Genomic DNA, 24,394 nt, shown 5'->3' with positions numbered 1-24,394 from the left:
TTCCCGCGCTTCGGACCTGAACATGACCGCCAACCCATCGCTTTGCCGCACCGCACTCAACTCATTGAACGACCACGTGCTGGGGCCGGCGTGGCGCGATCCACGCATCGGTATCGTTCACTTGGGAATCGGTAATTTTCATCGCGCGCACGAGGCCGTTTATACGGAAGAAGCCATGCTCGCGGCGGGTGGCGACTGGGGCATCTGCGGCGTGACCTTGCAGGGCGACGTGGGCAAGCGCGATGCGTTGATGGCGCAGGACGGCTTGTATAGCGTGGTCGAACGCGGGCCCGAAGGCGTGAGCGTCACGGTGATTCGTGCGCTCAAGGAAGTGCTCGCGATGCCGCACGACCGTGCGCGTCTTTTCGAATTGCTAGCCGATGAAAACGTGCGCATCGTCTCGCTGACGGTCACCGAGAAGGGCTACTGCCGCGACACGCGAACGGGCGACGTCGACCTGAACCACGCAGGGATCGCGCACGATCTGGCGCATCCGGACGAGCCGTCCACTGTGCCTGGCATCCTCGCCGCCTCCCTCAGACAAAGACGCGATGCCGGCACGCCGCCCTTCACTGTGCTGTCGTGCGACAACCTCTCGCACAACGGCGCGGCCTTGAAGCAGGCGGTCGTGTCGTTTGCACGCATGCTCGAGCGTGAACTCGCCGACTGGATCGACGCGCATGTCGCGTTTCCGTCGACGATGGTGGACCGCATCGTGCCCTCCACCACCGACGCCGACCGCGAAGCGGCGCTGAACGCATTACATACCCACGACGCCGTGCCCGTGCCATGCGAGCCGTTTCGCCAATGGGTGATCGAAGACCGCTTTCCGTCGGGACGCCCCGCGTGGGAACGAGCCGGCGCACAACTCGTCGATGACGTGATGCCGTTCGAACTCGCCAAGCTGCGCATGCTCAACGGCACGCATTCGACGCTCGCGTATCTGTCGATGCTCGCGGGCTTCACGACCATCGACGAAGCGATCGCCCATCCGCCTCTGAGAACACTGATCCACGCGATGATGACGGACGAAATCGCGCCGACGCTCGACGTGCCGCCTTCATTCGACGTGCTCGCCTATCGTGACGCACTGCTCGCGCGTTATGCGAATGCGGCGCTCAAGCATCGCACCGCGCAGATCGCGATGGACGGCAGCCAGAAGATTCCTCCTCGGCTGCTCGCAACGATCGAGGCGCGTTTGAACGCAGGGCAAACGATCGAACGGCTCACGCTGGCCGTCGCGGCATGGCTCGTGTTCCTGCGCGGACACGCCGACGACGGGACGCGTTATGACATCAGCGATCCGATGGCTGCACGCCTCACGGCGAGTGTCCGTACCGATCCGGAGCAACTCGTCGAAACGATGCTGGCGATCAAGGAGGTGTTCCCGCCCGAACTGGCGAACCGGGAGGATTTCCGGCGACGGCTGGTGGACGCTGTCAGGCTGCTACAGCACGGCGCACGACAAGCCATCGCGATCGAGCGCGACTGACGCGCCGTGGCGCGTGGCGCGCCGGCTGGAGCCTGCGACAGCTCGAACTCCCGATGGGCAGTCAGTCAAAATGCGCCCTTCCATCCGGAAGTTTTACGGTTACCTTTACGACTGTTGTAGAGGAACTCGGTTGGCTTCCGGAAATTCAACGAAATAACGATTCCCTAAGCGCGCTATGGGGTAAGCGCTGTGAGGTGGCTTTGGTTCAATGGTGAGCAGTTTCCATGAGACCAGCTCTTGAGTGCTATCCGAATACTTGCTTCTTTGTGCCGCGTGCCAGGTCAGCAAGCGATACACCATGGCAGGGCACGAGCAATAGCTGCAGCCTTATGTCACACTGCCCGGTGCCATTGTTGCGCGATGCACATGACGGCAATCAAATATGGAAGCTCATCATGACCAACTCGCCCCTCATCAAAGTTGCTGTCCTCGACGACTACCAGAACGTCGCGCTCAAAGTGGCGGACTGGTCACCGCTGGAGAATCGCGCGGAAATCACGGTCTTCAACGACCATGTTGCAGACCCGGCACAAGTGATCGAACGGTTGAAGCCCTTCGACGTCGTGTGCGTGATGCGCGAGCGCACGCCGCTTACGCGTGAGATCATCGAACGCCTGCCGAACCTCAAGCTGATTGCATCGACGGGTTCGGGCAACGCGTCGATCGACACGGACGCAGCGGCAGAGCGCGGCGTCAAGGTCGTCCACACGGGTTACTCGTCCACGCCGACCATCGAGTTCACATGGGCGATGATTCTCGCGATGGCACGCCATATCCCGGCCGAAAACCAATCGTTGCGCGAAGGCGGCTGGCAACAGATGATCGGCACGGAACTGGCGGGCAAGACGCTCGGCCTGCTCGGGCTTGGGCATATTGGTTCGGCCGTCGGCGTGATCGGCCGCGCGTTCAGAATGAATGTGATTGCCTGGAGCCAGAACCTGACGGCCGAGCGCGCGGAATCGAAAGGCGTACAACTGGTCGACAGGGATACCCTGTTCTCGGCTTCCGACTTCCTCTCCATCCATGTCCGCCTGAGCGACCGAACGCGGGGTCTGGTCGGTGCGGAAGAGCTAGCCAGGATGAAGCGCACGAGCCGTATCGTCAATACGTCGCGCGGTCCGATCGTCGATACGGCGGCGTTAATCGCCGCGCTAAAGAGCGGACAGATCGCAGGCGCCGCCGTCGACGTTTACGACACCGAGCCGCTCCAGCTAACGGACCCGTTTCGCTCGCTGACCAACGTGCTTGCCACGCCGCATATCGGCTATGTGGCGCATGAGTTGTATCAGACGTTCTACGGCGATACGGTCCGCAATATAGTCGAATGGCTCAATCAGCCGCAACAGCCCAATGCATGACGTGCGGCAAAGTCTTGTGCGCCGTCAGTAGAGGAGCGCGCATTGAAGCTTGATCCCGTTTCTCTCAAGCTGTTCGTGCGCGTCGTGGAAGAAGGCACGATCGCCAGTGCGGCCGAGCTCGAGCACATCGCCGCACCGGCCGTGAGCAAGCGCCTCAGGGAGCTCGAAGAACTGTTCGGCACGCCGCTGCTCACGCGCACGAACAAGGGCATCACGCCGACAGCGGCGGGCGTCAGACTGTCGATACTCGCACGCGATGTGCTGGACGACATGCGCAATATCGTCCTGCAAATGAAGGCGTATTCGGACGGTCTGCGTGGATCGGTGCGCGTGCTCGTCAACATCTCGGCGATTTCGACCTTCATGCCGCCCATCGTCAAGTCGTTCAGCGAGCGCTATCCGGACATCAATATCTCGCTGATCGAGCGAGACAGTCTCGCGATCACCGAGGGCATTTCGGAAAACGTCGCGGAGATCGGCGTCTTTACAAGGCTGCCGTATAGCGCCGATATCGAGGTCCATCCGTTTCGCACCGACGAATTAAAGGTGCTCGTCCCGTCCCGTCATCCGCTGGCGAACCGCCGGCATGTCACATTCGCGGAAACGCTCGACCATGAGCATGTGGTGCTTCGCGCGGGCACACATCTGCGCTTCCAGATGCTCACGGAGGCGAACCGGGTGGGAAAAACATTGCGGGCGAAGGTCGAAGTGTCGTCGTATGACGCGCTGTGCAAGATGGTGCAGGTAGGCATGGGTGTCGGCATCCTGCCCGCGGGCAACGCGGACCTGTACCGGTTGCCCGGCACGCGCACGCTGAAGCTCGATGAGCCATGGGCGAAGCGCGAGCTGGTCGTATGCGTGCGCCGGGCCGACGCGCTGTCACCCGTTGCGCGGCTCTTTTTCGAGCATCTTCGCGCGAGCAACTGAAGCCGTCGAGCTCAGCTGACCTGCCAATCCGGCCATAACGGTTCGCGATGGCAGGATAGCCATTCACTGGTGTACAGCGCGCAGCCATCTCCTTAGCATCAAGTCACTCGCCGCGTATGCGTGGTGCCACCACTGTTTGGCGCTCCTCGCAATCAGGCGCCCCGCCACGAGCAGGCGCCTCTAGCGAACACTCCACCCGCATCGGGTATTCGAGCAACGTCGGCTGCATCGACGCGCGTGCGCGCATCTGGATCAACACGGCCGCCCGGCCGTCAATGGACTACAAAATGAATAGTACTGGAGCAATGGAGACAAGGACGGCTCACGCAGCCTCTTCCGATCAGATGCCGCGCCTCGCACGTTACGTGACGCTCGGTGGTTCGTGGGGCGCGTGGTTGTTCGACGCACTCGACGCAACCGTGTTCGGGTTCGTCATTCTCGCTGTCTCGCATACGTTCTCGGCGTCGCTCGCCGACGTGGTATCGACCGTCGCGTGGTTCCTGCTCGCGACGGGCATTGGCGGCTTCTTTCTCGGTAACGTCTCCGACAAGATCGGTCGCAAGCGCACGTTGCTCATTTCTGTTCTCACTTACGCCACGGGCACGCTGCTGTGCGGCTTCGCCCACAGCATCGTCGAACTCAACGTGTATCGGTTCGCGGTGGGCATCGGCGTAGGCGGATTGTGGTCCGCGGCCGTTGCCCTCGTCAGCGAAATCTGGCCGCCGTCGGGCCGCGCGAAGGCGATCGCCGTGATGCAGACGGGCTGGTCCGGCGGCAGCCTGCTGGCCGCGATCTTCGCCTGGACGCTGCTCGATGCGTCGAACCCCGATTCGTGGCGCAGGCTCTTCATTCTGTCCGCTGTGCCTGCTTACGGCGTCGCTATCTTCATTCTTTTCTTCGTGAAGGAATCGCCCGTGTGGCTCGCGAATCGCGAGTTCCTGAAGACCCACGCCAGCAAAGCAAACCTGTTGCAGATCTTCCAGCCCGAGTACCGGCGCACGACCCTGCTCGCGCTCGCGATTTCGGTTCTCGGCATGTACGGGTACTGGATCATCACCACGTTCACCCCGACCTATCTGCAGAGCATCTTGCATGTGCGCATCGATCAGGCGCCTGTCTTTCTGGTGTGGACGGGCATCGGCGCGACGCTTGGCTATCTCGCGTACGGCTCGCTGGCGGAGCGCTTCGGACGGCGCGCGGCATTTGCGGGCTTCTTTATCGGCATCGCGATTGCCGTACCCGTGTTCGCCTATGGCGCGACGATGATTCCGCTGACCAATGGCAAGCTCGAATTCAACGTACAGAACATCGCCATCATCGGCGTGCTGTCGGCGTTGCTCGGCTTCTTTACCGGTTATTTCAGCGGCTTCGGTGCGTGGTACGCGGAACTCTTCCCCACCAGCATCCGTTCGACGGCCGCAGGATTTTGCTTCAACTTTGGACGCGTCGGCGCAATCGCCGGCATCAAGCTCGTGCCCGCGCTGATTCCGCTGATCGGTTTCACGATGACCTACTGCATCGCGTCCATTGCGTATGTCACCGCCGCGCTTCTCGTGTTCACGCTTCGGGAAACGCAGGGCGTTCAACTCACAAGCGGAAACTGATTTTCAACTCTCGCCAGCCAGAAACCCATGAAGACCTATCGAATCGGCCAGATCGTTCCCAGCTCGAATACGACGATGGAAACGGAAATTCCCGCGATGCTGACCTCGCGCTACGAGCTCTTCCCCGACGAGCGCTTTACGTTCCACTCTGCACGCATGCGCATGATGCATGTCACGCCGGAAGAACTGAAAAAGATGGACGTGGATAGCGACCGCTGCGCGCTCGAACTCAGCGACGCGCGCTGCGATGTGCTTGCCTATGCGTGCCTCGTCGCGATCATGTGCCAGGGCGCTGGTTATCACCGCACGTCGGAATCGCGCCTTAAAAAGACCGTCGAAAGCAACGGAGCCCCGACGCCGATCGTCAGCTCGGCGGGCGCATTGGTCGAAGGTGTGAAGACGATGGGATTCAAGCGCGTCGCGATCATCACGCCGTACATGAAGCCGCTGACGCAACAGGTCGTCGATTACATCCAGAGCGAAGACATCGAAGTGACCGACTCGATCAGCCTGGAAGTGTCGGACAATCTCGCTGTTGGCCGCCTCGATCCGCTGAATCTGATCGGTCACGCCGATCGCCTCGATATCAGCAACGCAGACGCCGTCGTGCTCTCCGCATGTGTGCAAATGCCCTCGCTGCCCGCGATCCAGGCCGTCGAGGACCGCCTCGGCAAGCCGGTCCTGTCGGCCGCGACGTCGACCGTCTATCGCATCCTCAAAACGCTGGGACTGAATACACAAGTTCCGAATGCGGGTTACCTGCTCTCGGGCAAGTACTGAACAAGAAAGGCACCTCCCCGACCGCTGTGCCACATGGCGTCAGTCGCTCAGCGTCAATTCCGGGCGTTCAGGCCGAAGGTGAGTACATACTGGCCGTTGCTTAGCCAGCTGCCGGTGAGCATGGGTGTGCCATCAAGAATAACGTGCGGCGCGGCGAACGCGGTAGGGAGAGATGTCACCGTGTCCGGCGTCGCCGGATGGAGGGCCGGTCTGCCGTTTTCGATGTCGCCCCTTCCATCACCACTGTTGCTGATCGTAAGTCGCTCGGGAGCGGCGCTCACCTTACTTACCGATTTGTCCAGTCTGTCGGGAGCCACTCGTTCGGTGGGACGGAACGAATCTCCTGGAAGAGCGGCATCCCGGGTTTCTACGTTCCTGTCACCGCTAGTCGCCATTGCCCGCGATGAGTTTGCCGGATAGCCTTCCAGATTCTCTCCGGAACCAGACTCTCGAATGCAGCAACTCTCGATGTTCGGATGGGCTACTGCGTTTCCGCTGAGGGCAAGTGCCATCAACACAGCGCTCGTCTGTAGAGGCTTGCGCATGGACTTCTCCCGTCGCTCGAACATCCTGTGTTCAACGGTCCGACTCGAGCTGAAGCTGGAATGTCCCGCGTCGGGCTAACCTGAGTCCCATGTCACGGCAAGTGGGATAGGCCATCTAGCCGCGCGGACTGCCCTTCGCTTCACCACGCAGCACGATCCATTCAGCATAAACGCTGCAGAGAAGTTAGGCAATCGAGCTGTACGCTGCGCAGAAGCGGAGGAAAATTCTTCAGGCGTAACGCGTTTCCAGACCCCGTGCTCGTCTGTGCCCCGTTCGGTCCGGCGCGATGTCGTAATCAGACAAAAGGCATCGCACCATCAAATCAGAGCGTAAAAGTCCGCATGCTGGTCTGTGCGGGTAACGATATCTTCCTCAATTCCTGGCTGGAAGCCGTAGCGGCGCAGGCGTTGAACTGTCAGGCCGTATGCGTAGCCGAACGCCAGCAGTTCGCCGGTCTCTGTCGTGCAGGAATGCGGCTTCATCGTATGAATGATTGACGGCAAAGGCCGCAATGTAGCCACCCTATGCCGACACCTTCCGCGTGAACCGGTTGGACGACCTCGAAAAGCTGTTGCGCCGCCCGATCGGGGTCGACGCGTTGGTGATGATCTATTCCGGTCCGAACGAAACGCACGAGCGCGCTTACCGTATGCTCAATGACGTCAACCTGCCGACAGTGATCGTGTGCCTGCGGATCTGCCTTTGAAGAAGCATTCGTTACGGGATACAACCGTGGAACACGACGCAGCCAACTCTACATTGTCGGCTACGCAATATTAGCTTCCGCCAGCAACCAGCTCTGGGCTTTGGCCTTCATTGCCACTTCGAGTTCACTCCCACGCGTCGCAAAGATGCGACTCACGGGGAAACCGCTCTTTTCAAGCAGATACGCCAGCGGAGCATATTCACGCGGATACTTTGCAACGACGGTGGCGTCGATCGCCACGATGCCCACAGGAAAGGCAAACGAACCCATGTCGTACACGCTCTGGCGTTTGCACAGTTTCCACACGCCATTGCGCCGTTCAACCGTGTCGACGAAACGGTTGTGGGCAACACAACCCAATCCCAATTCGACGTTTTCTCCAACGATGACCGCGTTGGTTTCCACCACCGCCCGGTCGCCGTTGAACGTCACAACGGGCGTGCCGATGAGATGCTTGGTCCGCAACGCGGATGCGCCCATGCGCATTGAACCGTCGACGAAATCGGTGAACGCTCCTTCGAACCAGGTGACTTCGATCTCGCCATCGGGATGGAACAGGTTGCGCAACTTGTCCCATTCGCCCAGATCGCGATGGATCCAGCCCGTGATCAGGTCGGTGATCTGCAAACGGTCTTCTACAGCGGTTGACATGCTCGTACTCCTTTAATGTTGCGTATTAAAAATGCCGCGAATAATCGCGATTCGATTCAATATTGTTATGTAGTGGCCGATAACGACCCGCCGCTGAGAAACCGTCGAAGCACGGCGTTGAAGCGCTCGCCCGTGCGTTGCGGCGCATGGCCGCCGCCTTCTATGACGACGCGCTCACCGCCCAGTCGCGCCGCCAGCGCATCGGTGATCCCTTCGTATGCGGCACTGTGCCCTCCCGACACATGCAGCTTCGGCAAGTGCGCGACCGATAGCTCGCGCTCGGGAACGACTGCTTCCGACGGAGAACGAAAATGCCGTAGATGGCTCGCGAAGACTCGCAACGGCGGCGGCAACGGTTCGGGCAACGGCTGCGTCGGCTCCAGTATCCTGAAGAGCGCGCGAAGATACGCTTCGTCTTCCGCAGGTGGATGCGCGGCAAGACCCAGCGTCGCATAGTGAAATGCCGTCACTCGCGGATCGTTTTTGGCAATTGCGCTCGTGCCCGATTCGATCAGCGTCAGCGACGCAACGCGGGCGCAATCGCGCGCGACCGCCAGCATCGCGACGGCGGCGCCGTACGAGTGGGCCACGACGTGATCCCCCGGTTCCAGAAGTTGCGCGACGTACGCTGCGTCCCGTTCGAAGTCTTCGCTGCCCGGCCATGGGCTTTTGCCATAACCGGGTCGCGCCGGCATCACGAGTCGCCATTCATCGGCGAGCGGCCATTGCGCCTGCCACGCCATCGCTCCACCGATACCACCGCCGTGGACGAACACGATGCGAGGGCCGTCGCCGCGTTCGTCGACGACCATGCCTCCCGGGCCGTTGTACTGTTTCTCATCCATGTTCCGTTACCTGTTGGTTCGTGTCTCTACACGCTGTTGAATGCCGCGCCGCGATCGGGGTTCAGAAGCGCGTCGCCAGCCCGACACGCAATGCGGTCTGCCGGTTCGAGCCGGATGGCGACAGCCCGTTGATCCAGGCGAACGCCGGGCCATCTCCGCCCGCCTGCTGGAATGCGCCTTCTACATAGACATTGGTCCGCTTCGACAACAGGTACTGGACGCCGGCCGTGACCTGGCTCGCCTTGTTGTGGGCGAGTTGCGCATTGCCCTTCATATACTGGTAGTTCGCGCCGATCAGCCACGCCGCGCCCAGCCAGCGCGACACGCCGGCCTGCACCACCCACACCTCGCCGCCCGTCAGCGTATTTTTCGTGTCGGTAAAAAGCAGGTTGTAGCGGTTCCCGAGGCCGTCGTAGCGCATGCCGACGCCGTAATTGCGGATGCCTTCCTGACCATTGGCGAGTTCCGGGTAGTGCGCATCGACATAAGCGCCGCCGATGGCGAAGTCACCCGCAACGTAGTTCAAGGAGAAGCCTGTCGTCCGGTTGGCCTGGAACGATCCCGCCACGCCGCCGAAACCGTACATCGCGCCGGCTGTCACGCCGGCGACATTCGGCGATACGTACTTGACCGAGTTCTGCACGCGATGCGCGCCGCCGACGTTATCGAACTCGAAGGCGCCCGTCGGGTTCTCCGGCACGCCCAGTTTCGAGAACGGTCCCTGTCGCAGGTTGTAGAGACCGCCGTATGCATAGCCCGCGTCATAGCCATTGTAGAAAAGCGTGTCGGTCATGAAGTCGTACTGGTTGCCCATCGTGAGCGTGCCGTATCTGTCGTTCGCGATGCCGATATAAGCGTTGCGCCCGAAGATCGAACCGGCGGGCATCGACGCGCCCGTACCAATGTTGAACTGCGAGACCAGCGCAAACACGGCTTTCGTGCCACCGCCGAGATCTTCCGCGCCTTTGATCCCGAACATGCTCGGATAAAGAATCGAGTTGTCGAGTTTGTAGCTATGACTGCCTTTTTCGTTCGTCACGAGTGTCAAGCCTTCGTCCAATAGACCGAAAATCGTCGCGCTGCCTTGAGCCTGTGCGCCCACTGCTACGCACGCGACGCATGTCGCGACCGCAAGCTTTTTCATCGATGTCTCCGTTCCTGTTGTTGTCGTTATGGGCGCGCTTTGTTGCGCCGCTTTATATGACTGCACGTATTGTTCAGTGCACCGCCTTCGCCCGATAAAGCCAGCCCGTGCCGAGCATCGCGATAGCGGCCACCAGCGCGGGCGCCGCGAAGACGGGAAACGCCACGGCTGGCGAGTGCAGCAGTGCGAGCAGCAGACCGCCCGTCATCGAACCGATGATCGATCCCACGCGCCCGACGCCGAGCGCCCAGCTGACACCCGTGGCCCGTGCACGGGTTTCGTAGAAGCCCGCGACCAGCACGTTCGCGCCCGTCTGCGCCCCCGAGAGCCCGAGCCCCGAAAACCACACGGCCACCGCGAGCAGAACGGGGTTGTTCATCGCGTGTCCGATGAACGCAATCGAAATCGCCGCGACCACGTAAGACACGCTGAGCACGATGAACGGGTTCATGCGCCGCATCAGCGCGGCATTGACGAGCGCTCCGACCGTGCCGCTGACGGGCAGCAGCGCACTCACCTGCGCGGCGCGCGCCGCGCTCATGCCGGAGTCGGCGAGCACGGAAGGCAGCCAGCTGCTGATCTGGTAATAGACCCACAGCGTGCAGAAGAACGCGAGCCACAAGAGCAGCGTGCCCTTCCGGTAGTGCGCGTTGAAGAGCGTCGCGTAAGGCCGCGTCGATACTGAGGGTGCGGCCGCCGTGGTCGACGTTGTGGGCGCATGCGTCAAAGGTTCGGCGGCGATCGCGGCGGCGTCCGACAGACGATCCAGAACACGCTGCGCTTCGGCTTCGTACTTGCGCTTGCCGAGCATGAAGCGCAGCGATTCCGGCAGCATCCACCACAACAGCGGCGCGAGAACGAGCGGCGCAACGCCGCCCGCGACGAAAACGCCGCGCCAGCCCCAGGCGGGCATGATGAGCGCCGCAAGCTGGCCGCCGAATGCGAGGCCGATCGTAAAGCCGCAGAACATCAGCGTGACGAGCATCGGACGATGCCGCTCCGGGCTGTACTCCGAACTGAGCGTGATGGCCGTCGGCATGCCGCCGCCCAGCCCGACGCCAGTGAGGAACCGCAGCGCGATGAACCAGCCGGGCGTCGTCGCAAACGACGTCAACAGACTGCCGAGGCCGAACAGCACAACCGACATCACGATCGTCCGCTTGCGGCCGATGCGATCGGCAAGCGGGCCGAACACGAAACTGCCGACCGTCAGACCAACGAGTCCCGCGGCGAAGATCGTCCCCAGTTGTTGCGGTCCCAGCAGCCATTCGCGCTTGAGCAGCGGCGCGACGTAGCCGACGGAGGCGACGTCGAAACCGTCCATCGCCACGACGAGAAAACACATCACCAGGACAACGATCTGTAATCCTGATGTTTTTCTCGAATTGATTAAACCTTCTGCAGTGATAGTGCTGCCGTTCATCGATTTGTCTCCTGATTGTGTGCCGCATCTATGCGCGGTCGATTGCGTGGGGTCCAAGTTAAACGCAGCAGTGCTATAAATCTATACAATGTCTTTCATACCGAATATGAATCTGGTGCATAGATGGATCAGCCCGATCTCAACGCTCTGTACGTCATCGAAGCCCTTGCGCTTGAGCGCAGCGTGTCCCGCGCGGCAGACCGGCTCGGGCTGACGCAACCGGCCGTCAGTCACGCGCTCGCGCGGTTGCGCGAGTCGTTCCAGGACGATCTGTTCGTGCGCGCGGGCGCCGTGATGGCGCCCACGCCTGTCGGAGAAAAAGTGATCGACGGCGTGCAGCGTGCGTTGGCCGTGATCCGCCAGGACATCTGGCAGGCGAAGTCATTCGACGCCGCGACGACCACACGCACGTTTTCCGTGTGTCTGAGCGATATGGGCGTGATCGTGCTGCTGCCACGGCTGCTTGCCGCGCTGCACGCACAGGCGCCGAACGCGACGCTGCGGCCGATCCAGGTGCCGTCGGTGGAACTGGCCTCGGCGCTGCAGGACGGCGAGGTCGATCTGGCGATCGGCTATCTGGGGCGGTTAGGCGAAAACCTGCATCAGCAGTCGCTGTTCAGACGGTCGCTGGTGGGCATCATCGCGGGAAGCGGCACGCGCAAGACGGTGAAGATGTCGCTGGAGCGTTTCGTCGCGAGCCGGCACGTGGTCTCGGCGACGCTTGCGATCACCAACCAGTTGCTCGAAAAGGAATTGCGGCGGCAAGGCATGAAACTGCGGATCGGCGTGGATGTACCGTATCTGCTCGCGGTTCCGGGCCTCGTCGCCAATTCCGACTACATCGCCGTCGTGCCCGAGGAACTGGCTGCGCTCTTCTCGCGGCTCGCAGCCGTCGACGTCTTCACGCTGCCGATTCCACTCGAAGACCTGACGGTGCAGCAGTTCTGGCACGCGCGCTATCACAACGATGCGGGGCATCGCTGGTTCAGGGCACTGGTCGCCAGCACGTTGCGTCAGTGAGACGCCTGCGAACGGCCAGCTACGACGCCGCTCGCAGGCACGCGTGAACTCACTGCCCTTCGTCGCGCACGCCGAGCGCGTTTTTCACCGACGCAACGCCAGCCACTGACTCAGCCGCATGCGCGGCAACGTCGGTCTGGGACTGCTCGGGCACCGTGCCCTGAAGCGTCACGACACCATGACGCGCGCGAACCGAAATGCCCGACGCGTTCAGCCCCTTCGTCCTCGCCAGTGCGTGCAACACGTCTTTCTGCAGCCGACGATCGGCGGCTTTCATCGCCTTCGGACTGGCGGCGGGCGAACTCGCCATCGCGGAAGCCGCGAGGGGCGAACTGGCGCTTTGCGCTTGCGCGTTAAAAAACGTCAGCCCAACAATCGCGGCTGCGGTCACGGTCATCAGATAGCCTGCTTTCATGCGTGTTCTCCTGTTGTCATTGTTGTGAGTGCCTGTCGCCCGCAGCGCGACTTACGCTTCGAGTGCGCCGACGCGCTCGGCGCTATGAGCCGACTCACCCGAGAGCGCGAGTCGCGACGTGAGCATGCCGGCCAGCGCGGGGAGATCGGACAGCGTATCCACCGCGCCGAACACGTAGTAATCCGGCCGCACGATCATCGCCTTCGCGCCGTGTTCGGCGAAGAACGTCTGATACTTCCCGCTGACGTCGAACAGCACACGCCCCGCGACAACCTTGCTTTCATCGCACGTCATGCCGATGGTCCGCGCACCGATGCGCGCAAGCGTGGCGAGCGTCTCGCTGTCGAGATGCAAGTCCGGGTCGGCATCGAGCGCGATCACGTGAAAGCCATTGCCGATCGCTTCGTCGTAGCGCATCACCTCGCCGTCGTTGCGTACCTGCCCGTGAACGCTCAGTTGACCCGCGATACCGCCATCCGCGGAGTTCTGTTCGGTGCGGATCAGCCCGCCCGTCAAACCCGGGAACGGCGGCAACGGCGGCACATCGCCGGATAGGTAGGACGCGTCGCGCCGCGCGGCCTGCTCCGGGTCCGAAATGCACACGACCTGCCCCATCGCGATCGACGCGTCGATCACGGCGCGTACCTGCGGCCGACGCTCGGGTGTATAGCCGTCGAGCACATCGTCGCGCGCAATGCCCTTGAGGATCAGATCGAAACGCCACGCCAGATTCCATGCGTCGCGCAGACCCGAGCACATGCCCTGCCCCATGAACGGTGGCATCTGATGCGCGGCGTCGCCCGCAAGCAGCACGCGCCCCTCGCGCCAGTTCTCCGCGATCAGCGAGCGGAACGTGTACAGCGCATAGCGAACCAGCGAAGCCTGCTCCGGCGTCACCCATTTCGACAGCAGCGACCACACCTTTTCGGGCGTCTGCATTTCCTCGCGCGTCTCGTGCGGCAGGCGCATGAATTCCCATCGACGGTAGCCGGGGCCGCCTGGCACCATCGTTGTCGGTCGCGCCGGGTTGCACCACTGTCCGATATCGGGTACGTCGAGCCTGACGCCTTCATGCGGCTGAAGGTCGATCACGAGCCAGTCTTCCTGGAAGCCCAGATCTTCGAACGTAATGCCAAGCGACTTGCGCACGAAACTGTTCGCGCCATCCGCGCCGACCACATAGCGCGCGCGTACCGTGCGCGTTTCATCCGTCAGCACCCATGTGCCGTTTTCGTTGCGGCTGCGCCGCAGCGTGACTTCGCAATAGTCGGCCTGTTGGCGCAGTTCGACGGCTTCCCAGCCCTGATTCACCGACACCGCTGCGAGCGACTTCGCCTTGCGGTCGAGCAACGCTTCGAGCGAAGGTTGATTGAACAGATAGCCGACGGGACCATCGCTGATCGACTCGGCCGACCAGTCGATTTCGACCAGCGTCTTCCAGTCCGCGTTGAACCACTGGTACTTGGCCGACGGCTGCGAAATGGCCTCGATCTCCTCACCGATTCCCATCGCGTGAAAGACGCGGCGAATCTCGTGATCGTGGAATACAGCGCGAGGCAGCGGATACAGCGACGGCCACCGCTCATAGACGGCGACGTCGTAGCCGCGCTCGCCGAGCAGAATGGCCAGCGATTGTCCGACGGGACCGTAGCCGATGATGACGACGTCATGAATGTGGGAGTCGGTCATGTGATTTCACCTTCGAAAAGTGCGAGTTGTGCCCTGGCGCCGCGCGTTTCCGGCTGCCATTCAATGCACGACGGGAAGAAATGCGATCAGCCTTGCGGCATCACGGCTGCGGCCCTATGCAGGCGCCTAGGTGTTGCGGATGAAGTTGTCGGGCACGGGCGGGCCCCACAGATACAGCGAATCGTGCGGCTCGTAGTCGCCTGCGGGCCACGTCTGACCTGCCGACACGAAGTCGATGTCGGCCGAGTATTCGCAGAACGAGCCCCACGGATCTTCGACGTAGTGGAAGTAATTCGAGCCGAGCACATGGCGGCCCGTGCCCCAGCCTTTCTTATAGCCGGCTGCCGCCATCTGCGATGCGCCTTCGCCGACCATGTTGACGTCGTCCACGTCCCATGCCGCGTGATGCCAGCCGCGCGCGTGGCTCTTCGCAAACGCGACCAGATGATGATCGCTGCCGTGCGGCGCATGCGTGAACGCGATGATGTCCTGCGACTTGTCCGAGAGCCGCAAGCCAAGCGCGTTGGCGTAGAAGTCGAGCGCGCGCAACACGTCGGGCGTGAACAGCAGCACATGCGAAAGACGCCGCGGATGCACGACCTTCGCTTCGGAACGCGTGTGCGAGCCGCGCGCATCGGCGGGACAACCCGCGATCGTGCTCGCCGTCTTGGATGAAGGACTCGTCTTCGGGCCGACCTTGACCTGCAGGAGATTGCCGTCCGGATCGCGGAACCAGATTCCGTCCTGTTCTGCCCCGACGACGAACTCCGCACCGGCGTCCGCGATGCGTGCATACAGCGCGTCGAAGTCGGCGGCGAAGCAGTTGAACGACAGATACGCAAGCGACTTCCCCGCGGCGGGCAGGATGCGCGCCCAGCGATGGCCGTCCGCCGCGTATAGCGCGAGTTCCTGCTGACGCTCGCCCGCCGTTTCGACACGAAGCCCGAAGCTGCGATAAAAGTGCGCGGCCTCTTCGATCGACGGGACGTTCAACGCGAAGTGGTCGATCGAATGGACGCTCGCGCGTGCGGAGGCTGCCGGGTTGACGGTCATCTCTGTCTCCATCTTCTGGATTCGCCCGCTCGACGGCGGGCTGTTTCAACGATTATCGGAAATCACTCAGCGGATTCGTCGGCGATGACGTTGCGCAGCGTGCCGATCTTCTCGACGCTGACCTCGCACACGTCGCCCGCTTTCATCAGCAGCTTTGGCGAGCGCGCCCAGCCGATGCCCGACGGCGTGCCCGACACGATGACATCGCCCGCTTCGAGCGTGATGGCCTCGCTGATGATGCTGATCAGGCTCGCGACATCGAACACCATCTCGTCCGTGCTCGCCGACTGCACCACTTCGCCGTTCAGGCGCGTCTCCAGCTGCAAGCCCTTCACGCCGGGCGGAAGTTCGTCGGCCGTCACGAGATCGGGGCCGAATGCGCCCGTCCCGTCGAAGTTTTTGCCGACCGTCCATTGCGGCGTCTTGAACTGATACTCGCGCACCGATCCATCGTTGAAAACCGAATACCCGGCGACGTGCGAAAGCGCAGCGTCCTTGCTGATGTGGCGCCCGCCCTTGCCAATCACCACGGCGATCTCGCCTTCGTAATCGAGACCGTCGGAATCGGTCACGCGCGGCCGGATCATCGGCTGATCGTGCGCAATCAGACTCGTCGCGACGCGGAAGAACAGCGTGGGATAGTCGGGCTGCTCGTATTTGCTTTCGGATGTGTGATCCGAAAAATTCAGGCCGACGCAGATAATCTTGGGCGGTCGGGAAAGCGGCGGAAGAAAGCGGATCTGCGAGACGGGCACGCGTTCCTGCGACGCATGTTCGCGCGCGTATCCCACCAGATCGACGCCTCGCGCCAGCAAAGACTCCAACGTCTCGCTGCCAATTACCCGCACTTCTTCGCCTTCGCGGATACCCAGTGCGGCCTTGCCGTCCCGCTCAAAACTCACCAGTCGCATGTGTGTCTCCTGACATTCGATGCAGACGAGCCATCGGCTCACCTTGTTTTGACAAATTCGTCATAACGAATATTAGTCGTTTTGACAGAAACGTCAATTAGAATGGCGCCAGGACAAACCCGTACAATGGGACCGCGTTGCGACGAAGGATGAAAGCCCGAATGAAAGAGCCCGAGGACAACTATCAAAGCCGTGTTGGCGCGCTACGCCGCGAAAAGACGCGCAACCGTCTGATCGAGAGCGCGCTGGCCGTTTTTGCCGAGAAGGGACCCGACGCGCCGATGATCGATGACTTCATCGCGGCGGCGGGTGTGGCGCGCGGGACGTTCTACAACTATTTCCGGACCACTTCTGAACTGCTGGTCGCCGTCGCAGGCGAGAGCAGCGACGAGGTGCTAGAGGTTATCGACCCCCTCGTTCTTGACGAAGTGGATCCCGCGAGGCGGGTTGTCGTTGGTTCGCGGTTGTACATGACGATGGCCGTCCGTTATCCGCTGTGGGGCGCGTTCATTACGCGAGTGGGTACGCGGCGCGGCTCACGCGGCCGGTTGCTCGATGAATACCTGACTCGCGATCTTCAACTCGCGATTGACGCGGGCCGGTTCCATGTAGGGCACGTTACCGTCGCGCGTGATATCGCCCTGGGCGCAATCATGTATGGCATCGAAACGCTGCTGTCTGGTGAAGCGCCCGACGACTACCCCGAACAGTCCATGTTCGCCCTGCTACGAGGTTTCGGCGTCGACGAGGCCGAAGCACGCGAACTCGCATTTGCGCCCATCGCAGATTGCGGCCGGCCTCAGGGCGTGGTGTTCGAGAAAGTTGTCTGATCCGTTTGCCGCGCCGACCTCGCATTGCTTTGCTGTCAACGACAGCGTTTCTCACGCGTATCTCGGGAACAGGCGAATCGGATTGTCGTAGAAGCTCCCCGAGCGACCCGCTGCGCCGAGCGCATCGGTTTCATCGATTCGTGCCTTCGACGACGTCTGGTCAGCGTCGCCGCAACACCCTTCAGCTTGACGATGCCTGCGCGCGCATTGTCCGATACTCGCGACGAACGATATCCATCAACTCGGCGACGGACGTGCTGGCCGTCTCTCGCTGATACGTCACACGGCCTCGTTGCATCAGCATGACGCGATCCGCGATGTCGAGCGTCTGCGCGTAGTTGTGCATGATCATGATGATAGACAGTCCGCCCTTTGCCTTCAGGCGCAGGATCAGATCGATGATTAGCCCCGCCTCGCGGGCGCCCATCGCCGCGAGCGGTTCGTCGAGCAACAGAATCCGTGCATTCGAATTGACCGCGCGCGCCACCGCGATGGCCTGCCTTTGGCCACCGGAAAGCTGCTCGACAGGCAGGTCGACGGAGGGAACATGTACGCCGATCTCTTCGAGACATTCCGCAGCGCGCTGGCGCATCGCCCGATGATTCAGCAGGCGGAACGGACCGGGACGAATGATCTCCCTGTTCAGAAACATGTTGTGATAGATGCTCAGCGAATTCGCGAGCGCCAGATCCTGATACACGCACTCGACACCAAGCGCGCGCGCGTGATCGACTGAACGTAGCAAGGTCTCTTCGCCGCCAAGAAACAGCTTGCCGCTCGTCTGCTGATGAAAGCCGGTGAGAATCTTGATGAGCGTCGACTTGCCCGCGCCGTTGTCGCCCAGAATGCCGAGAATTTCCCCTTGTTTGAGCGTCAAGGACACGCCATCGAGCGCGGTAACAGCGCCGAATCGCTTGACGATATCTTCACCACGCAATGCCTCTTGCGGCAACGAGGACATCACAACTCTCCTTTGCGCGCCAGACGAACGACGTGGATGTTGAAGATCATCGCCGCCAGAATCGCAGCGCCAAGAATCATGTTGAAGGTAAACGCGTTGATGCCGATCAGCGTGAAGCCATCATTCAGAATGCCGAGGACGGCTGCGCCGATCAGACCGCCGATGATCGTGCCCGACCCTCCCGCGAGTGGCGTGCCGCCGATCACCGCCGCCGCCACCGCAAGGAACATGATCTGATTGCCGCCCGCTTGCGGATCGATTGACGAAATACGGAAGCCCTCCAGGATGCCGGTCAAACCCGCGAGCACCGAAGCGAGTATGAAATTGCGGAGCTTCAGACGCCTGACATGGATACCCGCTTCGCTCGCGCCCAGCGGATTGGCCCCCGATGCGATCGTGTGCAAACCCCAGCGCGTGTGACGCAACAGCACGTGCATGATCGCGGCGATCGCGATTGTCCAGATGATTTCACTGTAGCCCCACGCCCCCACGAACTCGGCGAAAACGCCCTCCTCGGGTGGCGAAACAGGCGTGCCGCGTGAAATGGTCAGCGTGAATCCGTTCACAAAAAACAGCGTGCCCAACGTGGTGACAAACGAAGGGATCCGCAGATAGACCGATACCGCGCCGTTGAAAAGCCCAACCAGCCCCGCCGCGACGACACCCGTCAGCATTGCCAGCCAGGCGGGTGCACCCGCCTCGTGAGCGAAATGCATGACGAACGGCGCAAAGGCGAAGACCATGCCGGCGGAAAGATCGATCTCTCCGCCGATCATCAACATGATTTCGCCAAACGCAATGATCGCTACGGGCGCAATGAACTGCGACAGGTTCTGGAGGCTCGCGTGCGTCAGCAGAAAATCGTGGTTCGCGGTCTCGAAGTAAGCGCACAGGATGATCGCCACCGCGAGGATGCGGATTTCGCTCGAGCGCACGAACGACCGCGGCCAGAGCCGCGGTCGTTGTGCTTTCTTGATGTCCACCACAGGAGAGGTCACCCCTTGATCGCCCCCGAGCGTGGCACGATTTCAGGCTTCGTGCTCTTGCCTTCATAACGCGTGGAGGTGTTCAGGTAAGGATCGACCGAGCCCTTGGTCACGAATTTCAAGCCGGTGTTCACATTGGCCGGTCCGACGAGCCCGCCCGACGCCAGGAACACGAACGCCTCGACCACCGTATAGAAGCCTTGCACGTAAGGCTGCTGGTCGATCGTGAAATCGAGGAAGCCATCGTGAATCAGCTGGACCGTGCGCGGCAGCAGGTCGAACCCGCCGCCATGCACGCCCTTGGCGGGCAGATTGGACTCTTTCATCACCTCGGCGACGCCCTGCGTGCTCCCCGCGTCGACGGCAAACATGCCTTTGAGATCCTGGTGGCCCAGATAAAACGACTTGATCTTCGAGAGTTCTTCGTTGACGGTCGCGCCAGTGGCAATGGTTTGCACGTCGATTTTCTTGCCCGACTTCTTGATGGCAGCGACGGCGCCGTCCAGACGGGGCTGAATGTTGAGCTGCCCCGGCGTTGCGATAAACAGCGCCACCAGACCGCTATCGACGAGACTGGCGATGCGCTCGCCCATCTGATACCCGGACAGATACAGATCCTGACCGATGTAACTCAAGCGTGGATTCGCGGAACCCTGTGGCGCATCGGCGTTATACGCGAACACAGGGATACCGGCGTCGAGCGCGGCCTGGATAGGCTTGTCGAAAGCCTTTGGATCGACGATGGGCACGGCGATCGCATCGGCCTTCCCGGCAATGGCCGCATTCACGGCATTGACCATCTCAGCGATGTCGGCATTGGCCGAGCCCGTCCACTGGTAGTCCATACCGAGCAAAGCCGTGGAGTCCTGAATGCCGTATTGCGTCGGAACGAAAAAGGGATTGGTCGTCACATGATTGACGAAGACAATCTTCCAGCGCTTGTGGGCGGGGAATGGCCCCGCCTCTGCGGCTTGTGCGGGCGTGATCGCTCCGCCAAGCATTGCCATTGCCGCACTCAGCGCGGCGCCTTGTAGCATGCCGCGACGCATGCCCTGAACTTCGCCTTTTGGGCCCTGCTTGCCTGCCATGTCATCCTCCAGACTTTGAGTTATTGAATAACTTGCTGTGCATGACGGCGCAGGCGAGTAAAGCGCCGGCCGGGCCGCACCACACTTCACGACCCCGTGTGCATGCGTGTGCGCCTGACGACCCTGCCGAAAATCCTATATCACGTACTTTTTCTGGCTAATCAACGTATACCCTTAACTATAGTCGGACTATTTGGATGCTGTAGTGCCGTAGTGATGGAAAGCCCATTACTGCGGGTCAGGGCAATTTTTTTCATTAGTGACGACATAAGCATTCCTGACCATGCTGGATACTCACGCACCGTCATCCTTACTGCGACAGAGCCGTTGCTGATTCCACCCACGCGATGGGAAAGCAAACGCGACCTCTACCTGCCGTCGCCCGGATTGCCGGGAACCGCGCGCGGAGCCGTTCCGCCTGAGACGGCCGGCCTTGCGATCCCTGAGTGCCTAGCACAGCCATCAGCCGGTGACGCCCTTGTCAGGGATTCCTTGATATTGAGCGACTTTCGCCATCAGAGACGGCACCGGCCCGCTTCCGCTATCGTTTTGCTGCAGGCAATACGGGATCAATCGCACGTCGGGCGCTCTTCGAGGCTGCCGCGGCCATGTCGAGGTTGCTCCGTGTGACTTCGACCGCCTGCTGGCCAGCGCCCTGCAGGGTTTCATACAGCGTATTGGCGGCTGCGATGGCGGAATTCAGCGCGGCCATGGCGGCTTCAGAGCCCGTCGGTGCGTTTTTGGTTGCGTCCTCCACCACCGTCTGCATCTGGCGCCGGTAGGCTTCGCCCTGCGCCTGTCCAACCCGTGCGAACTCGGCTTGCGTCGCCGATGCGATGTCGAATACCTGGCGGCTGTAACTTTGTACCTTTTCTGCGATCGCCGCGGCGGCGCCATTTTGCAGCGCAAGCCAGTCCTGCGGCTCCTTCACCGACAACGACTTCTGCGCCAGATCGAACGTGTCCGAGACCGTTGCCCGGATCGCCTGTATGTTCAGTGCAGCCAGTTTCTCAACGCCCTCGACTGCCTTGCTGCTCAGCCCGAAAAACAGATCGAGATTGGCCTGTCGGGTTGCAGCAATCTGGTCCTGGTTCAGCATGTTGAACTCCCATATGGGCGATCCCCGCGGAGGTGCCGCACCATTCTGGCGGGTCACGTGGGACATCGGGATCGCGTGTGTGGACCGCACATGCACGGAGGTGGCGTGCGCATGTGCGGTGCTTTTGCAGCGTGATTGCGGAATCGACCGTCACCGTAGACACGTCGCTATACGCGTGACGTGTCCCGGTTGCGAAATGCAATCCTCGACACGTCCGCGACAATCGCCGCTCAGTGTTTTCCGGTGATGGCGCGAAGGACTGAATCGCCATCGCGGGTGAGGCGGGGACGCTGGGCGCCAGACGCGAGCTCTTCGAGCGCGATCAACTGACGTTCCAGCAGGGTGTCAAGTTCTTCCCGGTTCAGGTCAATCTGCTCGGGCGCGGACTTCACGAGCATGAGGGTGGCGAATTCGTGAGGGCTCAGCATCTATTCGTCTCCGACCATATCTGGATTAAACGTTGCCAGGCGCATCGTTTCTGCTGACGCCGCCCGACCGTTTGGTATTCGATAGTTTTGTTCCAGTCTTTCTTATGTCCGGCCCTGCGAATTTGCAGCCTTCAGAGTCGGACCCAAATGTTAAATCGGAAACGGGGCGCGTACTGGATGAAAATAACGCATGGGGATTGCATGTTTGATAGGGTGTTATTTAGTCGAGCCCGCAATAGAGCGATCGTCAAAGCACTGGCGCAAATCCAAACCCCCGAACCTCAATCACACCCGCCTTCCAACCCCAAGCCACCCCATTCGATGCCATCGCGAGATTGCCGCTGGCGAGATCCGTGGGGCGTCGCATTGTCTTAAATGCCGCAACTATGAATTGGCCGACCAAGCGTTTACCCTATATTTTCCCACCTCTAGAATGTGTTCAGCGGTCACGGAACAACAGGTCCGTGATAACCGAATACAAAATCCTGGAGGTAAATCATGAAATCGCTGATCAAGGCTGTCGCAGTCGCTGCAATCATCCTCGTTCCCGTCGTATCTTTCGCCCAATCGAATGGTGGAGTGACCCGTGCACAGGTTCGCGCGGAGCTGGTTCAGCTGGAGAAGGCTGGATACAACCCGGCGACGTCCAACCCAGATGACTATCCGCAGAACATCCAGGCGGCGGAAGCGAAGGTAGCTGCCCAAAATGGTGACGCGAGTGGCTATGGTTCGGGCGCCAAAGGTTCGAATCAGTCAGGCCATCGTGTGGCAGCAGATTCCACGTCGCCGCATTCGATCTACTTCGGCAACTGAGCCGGGCAACACTTGCGCTGATGCGGCCCCTCCACTGCCGGATGACGGTGCGTGTATTAAGCAATGAGCCTGCGTAAACGGCATACTAGCCGCCCGGAAGGCCACCGGGGTTGAGTGAAACTCTCGTATGCCGGCGGTTCACGCCGCAATCAGACGGGAAATCCTGATGAAGCAAATCAGAATTTCCTGAGGACATATTCCGCTACCGCCGATTTGATGCGTGTGACGCTTTCCGTAGCATCGATTCATCGGACATCGGGGGGAAGAGATATGGCGGTGGGCAACACATCACTTCGCTTTCAGGTGGAAAAACTGATGGGCACGACGCGTGGACATACCGCGCGAGTACGTCTCCTGGAGCGCTCGCGCGTCGGCAATGTGCGTCGCGTGTGCATTCAGATCGAGCGATGCGACGGTTCGTTCTCACTGTTCTTCTTTCGTCACGCCGACCACACGTGGCACGTGTTCCCGCCCGAGGGGCGCCGTCTCGAAATGGGTACAGGTCTCAGGGCGGCATGATTGATCACACGCATGTGCGATCATGATTCGAACAGGTTGCGACAATACCTGTTCGAGCTGCGCGCATCCGGCACGCACATGCCTATAGGGGTGTGGCTATGTCTATCCATCGCTCACGTTCTACCGAGCGGTGGCGGATCGCGTTTTCGATTCGGCCGGTACTGTTTGCGAGCCGACGCCGTCATCCTTCGTACGTAGGCTGGGTATTCGATGCTCCCGCTATCGTCGAGATGATGCGTAGTCAAATTACCGAGGCCTCAAACACGCGCCGATAATTGCCACCGAGAATCTGCCCTGTCTCTGCCTGTGAAAATCCAGCGGCAAGCAGTGCCGTGCCCAGCGCTGGTAGCTGCTCATAGCTACGGAACACGGGAGGCGAGATAAAGCCGAGCAAATCCGTTCCCAGGCCCACGTGTTCGACGCCCACCACATCCGCCATGCGTCTGAAGCCGTGCGCCATCCCATCCAGATCGCGGAATGACCCCGAACTGGGCCAGACGCCGATAACACCGCCCGTCTCAGCGACAGCGCGCGCATGGTCGGCCGTGATCACACGGCTGCGCGCGCCCGGATGTCCTGCCAGCGCCGTGTGGGAGAGCACCAGTGGTTTTGTCGTGACGGACGCCGCCCGCTTCACGAGATCGTAGGTGCCATGCGCTACATCCACGATCCCGAGCGTATTGCAGCGGCGCACGACCTCCGCGCCGAAATCGGTCAAGCCGCCATGAACCGGCGTCTCTGTCTGAATGTCGCCGAGTTCATTGACCCGATAATGCGTCAATTGAAGATGCCGAAGCTGATGGAGCGAAAACGCCTCGTCGACATGGTCTAGCTGTCCCTCCAGGAAATCGGCGCCCTCTGCCGCGATGATCGCGCGTGGTTTCTAATCGCCCTTCAGTCGAAAAATGCGCAAACCCTGCGCCGTTCATCAAGCGCCGGCAAGCTTAGCTGTCTCATTGTGAAATCAACTACCGAACGTGATGACCTACGAAGGATCCCTCGTGTCGTAGAAGCGATTCTCACGGAAACCGGGCAAGCCTTATAGCCTCGAGAGCCTCGCGGCGATCGCGGATTTTTCCCCTTGTCACTTTCACCGCGTCTACAAA

Annotated in this window: 26 protein-coding genes; 10 read left to right on the top strand and 16 right to left on the bottom strand. The window is 61.1% G+C overall.

What is annotated here, in order from left to right; all coding sequences use genetic code 11:
• Positions 1–22: 22 nt before the first annotated feature.
• The 5 genes from SB822_RS23655 to SB822_RS23635 all read left to right on the top strand — a co-directional run bounded on the left by SB822_RS23655 (position 23) and on the right by SB822_RS23635 (position 6,161).
• The gene (locus SB822_RS23655; protein WP_090837504.1) at positions 23–1,492 is read left to right on the top strand and encodes a mannitol dehydrogenase family protein; all 1,470 of its coding nucleotides are present in this window, start codon (positions 23–25) and stop codon (positions 1,490–1,492) included.
• Positions 1,493–1,887: 395 nt separating this feature from the next.
• Entirely contained in the window at positions 1,888–2,850 is a 963-nt protein-coding gene (locus SB822_RS23650) for a D-2-hydroxyacid dehydrogenase family protein (protein WP_090837536.1), read from the top strand.
• 42 nt (positions 2,851–2,892) lie between these two features.
• Positions 2,893–3,777, top strand: a complete 885-nt coding sequence (locus SB822_RS23645; protein ID WP_007739389.1) for a LysR family transcriptional regulator — start codon at positions 2,893–2,895, stop codon at positions 3,775–3,777.
• A gap of 287 nt (positions 3,778–4,064) precedes the next feature.
• The gene (locus tag SB822_RS23640) at positions 4,065–5,381 is read left to right on the top strand and encodes an MFS transporter (RefSeq protein WP_244144661.1); all 1,317 of its coding nucleotides are present in this window, start codon (positions 4,065–4,067) and stop codon (positions 5,379–5,381) included.
• Positions 5,382–5,408: 27 nt separating this feature from the next.
• Positions 5,409–6,161, top strand: coding sequence for an Asp/Glu racemase (locus SB822_RS23635; protein WP_079485504.1), 753 nt, complete (start codon positions 5,409–5,411; stop codon positions 6,159–6,161).
• Between the two features lie 53 nt (positions 6,162–6,214).
• On the opposite strand, the gene SB822_RS23630 is transcribed toward SB822_RS23635, so the two are convergent.
• Positions 6,215–6,706 carry a hypothetical protein gene (locus tag SB822_RS23630; RefSeq protein ID WP_131542578.1) on the bottom strand — a complete coding sequence of 164 codons (492 nt, stop codon included), beginning with the start codon at positions 6,704–6,706 and terminating at the stop codon, positions 6,215–6,217.
• 318 nt (positions 6,707–7,024) lie between these two features.
• On the bottom strand, positions 7,025–7,189 hold the full coding sequence (locus SB822_RS23625; RefSeq protein WP_158660492.1) for a hypothetical protein: 165 nt from the start codon (positions 7,187–7,189) through the stop codon (positions 7,025–7,027).
• A gap of 68 nt (positions 7,190–7,257) precedes the next feature.
• On the opposite strand from SB822_RS23625, the gene SB822_RS23620 reads away from it, so the two are divergent.
• Positions 7,258–7,413 (top strand): hypothetical protein, encoded by a 156-nt coding sequence (locus tag SB822_RS23620; protein WP_158660491.1) that lies wholly within the window; start codon positions 7,258–7,260, stop codon positions 7,411–7,413.
• 60 nt (positions 7,414–7,473) lie between these two features.
• On the opposite strand, the gene SB822_RS23615 is transcribed toward SB822_RS23620, so the two are convergent.
• From SB822_RS23615 to SB822_RS23600, 4 genes are all read right to left on the bottom strand, one after another.
• On the bottom strand, positions 7,474–8,064 hold the full coding sequence (locus tag SB822_RS23615; RefSeq protein WP_090837500.1) for a nuclear transport factor 2 family protein: 591 nt from the start codon (positions 8,062–8,064) through the stop codon (positions 7,474–7,476).
• Between the two features lie 65 nt (positions 8,065–8,129).
• Positions 8,130–8,909, bottom strand: coding sequence for an alpha/beta fold hydrolase (locus tag SB822_RS23610; RefSeq protein WP_090837499.1), 780 nt, complete (start codon positions 8,907–8,909; stop codon positions 8,130–8,132).
• 61 nt (positions 8,910–8,970) lie between these two features.
• Positions 8,971–10,053 (bottom strand): porin, encoded by a 1,083-nt coding sequence (locus SB822_RS23605; RefSeq protein WP_086919044.1) that lies wholly within the window; start codon positions 10,051–10,053, stop codon positions 8,971–8,973.
• 73 nt (positions 10,054–10,126) lie between these two features.
• Positions 10,127–11,476 (bottom strand): MFS transporter, encoded by a 1,350-nt coding sequence (locus SB822_RS23600; RefSeq protein WP_090837496.1) that lies wholly within the window; start codon positions 11,474–11,476, stop codon positions 10,127–10,129.
• 123 nt (positions 11,477–11,599) lie between these two features.
• On the opposite strand from SB822_RS23600, the gene SB822_RS23595 reads away from it, so the two are divergent.
• Entirely contained in the window at positions 11,600–12,496 is an 897-nt protein-coding gene (locus tag SB822_RS23595; RefSeq protein WP_042304662.1) for a LysR family transcriptional regulator, read from the top strand.
• Between the two features lie 49 nt (positions 12,497–12,545).
• Here the strand turns inward: SB822_RS23595 and SB822_RS23590 are convergent, their stop codons facing one another.
• The 4 genes from SB822_RS23590 to SB822_RS23575 form a co-directional block, all read right to left on the bottom strand.
• Entirely contained in the window at positions 12,546–12,911 is a 366-nt protein-coding gene (locus SB822_RS23590; RefSeq protein WP_090837492.1) for a BON domain-containing protein, read from the bottom strand.
• Positions 12,912–12,962: 51 nt separating this feature from the next.
• Positions 12,963–14,600: a bifunctional 3-(3-hydroxy-phenyl)propionate/3-hydroxycinnamic acid hydroxylase gene (locus tag SB822_RS23585; protein ID WP_090837490.1), complete on the bottom strand. Its 1,638-nt coding sequence runs from the start codon at positions 14,598–14,600 to the stop codon at positions 12,963–12,965.
• Between the two features lie 126 nt (positions 14,601–14,726).
• Positions 14,727–15,653 (bottom strand): VOC family protein, encoded by a 927-nt coding sequence (locus SB822_RS23580; RefSeq protein ID WP_090837488.1) that lies wholly within the window; start codon positions 15,651–15,653, stop codon positions 14,727–14,729.
• Between the two features lie 62 nt (positions 15,654–15,715).
• Positions 15,716–16,564 (bottom strand): fumarylacetoacetate hydrolase family protein, encoded by an 849-nt coding sequence (locus tag SB822_RS23575; protein ID WP_079499621.1) that lies wholly within the window; start codon positions 16,562–16,564, stop codon positions 15,716–15,718.
• A gap of 161 nt (positions 16,565–16,725) precedes the next feature.
• On the opposite strand from SB822_RS23575, the gene SB822_RS23570 reads away from it, so the two are divergent.
• On the top strand, positions 16,726–17,394 hold the full coding sequence (locus tag SB822_RS23570; RefSeq protein ID WP_079499622.1) for a TetR/AcrR family transcriptional regulator: 669 nt from the start codon (positions 16,726–16,728) through the stop codon (positions 17,392–17,394).
• 181 nt (positions 17,395–17,575) lie between these two features.
• Here the strand turns inward: SB822_RS23570 and SB822_RS23565 are convergent, their stop codons facing one another.
• From SB822_RS23565 to SB822_RS23545, 5 genes are all read right to left on the bottom strand, one after another.
• Positions 17,576–18,355: an ATP-binding cassette domain-containing protein gene (locus SB822_RS23565; RefSeq protein ID WP_079485472.1), complete on the bottom strand. Its 780-nt coding sequence runs from the start codon at positions 18,353–18,355 to the stop codon at positions 17,576–17,578.
• Entirely contained in the window at positions 18,355–19,338 is a 984-nt protein-coding gene (locus tag SB822_RS23560; RefSeq protein ID WP_236674115.1) for an ABC transporter permease, read from the bottom strand. The genes SB822_RS23565 and SB822_RS23560 overlap by 1 nt, the downstream gene beginning before the upstream one ends.
• A gap of 11 nt (positions 19,339–19,349) precedes the next feature.
• Complete coding sequence (locus SB822_RS23555; RefSeq protein WP_090837485.1) at positions 19,350–20,429, bottom strand: sugar ABC transporter substrate-binding protein; 1,080 nt, start codon at positions 20,427–20,429, stop codon at positions 19,350–19,352.
• Positions 20,430–20,970: 541 nt separating this feature from the next.
• Positions 20,971–21,528 (bottom strand): phasin family protein, encoded by a 558-nt coding sequence (locus SB822_RS23550; RefSeq protein ID WP_079499624.1) that lies wholly within the window; start codon positions 21,526–21,528, stop codon positions 20,971–20,973.
• A gap of 230 nt (positions 21,529–21,758) precedes the next feature.
• Positions 21,759–21,956 (bottom strand): hypothetical protein, encoded by a 198-nt coding sequence (locus tag SB822_RS23545; RefSeq protein ID WP_007577192.1) that lies wholly within the window; start codon positions 21,954–21,956, stop codon positions 21,759–21,761.
• A gap of 498 nt (positions 21,957–22,454) precedes the next feature.
• Here SB822_RS23545 and SB822_RS23540 point away from each other — a divergent pair, with 498 nt between their 5' ends.
• Both SB822_RS23540 and SB822_RS23535 read left to right on the top strand, forming a co-directional pair.
• Positions 22,455–22,769, top strand: coding sequence for a DUF4148 domain-containing protein (locus SB822_RS23540; RefSeq protein ID WP_007577191.1), 315 nt, complete (start codon positions 22,455–22,457; stop codon positions 22,767–22,769).
• A 270-nt stretch (positions 22,770–23,039) separates the two neighbouring features.
• A complete protein-coding gene (locus SB822_RS23535) occupies positions 23,040–23,288 on the top strand; it encodes a hypothetical protein (protein ID WP_079499626.1) in 249 nt (82 codons plus the stop codon).
• 241 nt (positions 23,289–23,529) lie between these two features.
• Here SB822_RS23535 and SB822_RS23530 read toward each other — a convergent pair whose 3' ends face one another.
• Complete coding sequence (locus SB822_RS23530) at positions 23,530–24,156, bottom strand: dipeptidase (protein ID WP_090837482.1); 627 nt, start codon at positions 24,154–24,156, stop codon at positions 23,530–23,532.
• Between the last annotated feature and the right edge of the window lie 238 nt (positions 24,157–24,394).

The organism is Paraburkholderia sp. SIMBA_054, from assembly GCF_046534875.1.
Lineage (GTDB): Bacteria > Pseudomonadota > Gammaproteobacteria > Burkholderiales > Burkholderiaceae > Paraburkholderia > Paraburkholderia hospita.
Note: the sequence above shows the minus strand (reverse complement) of the source record. Positions and strands in the feature narration are given on the sequence as shown.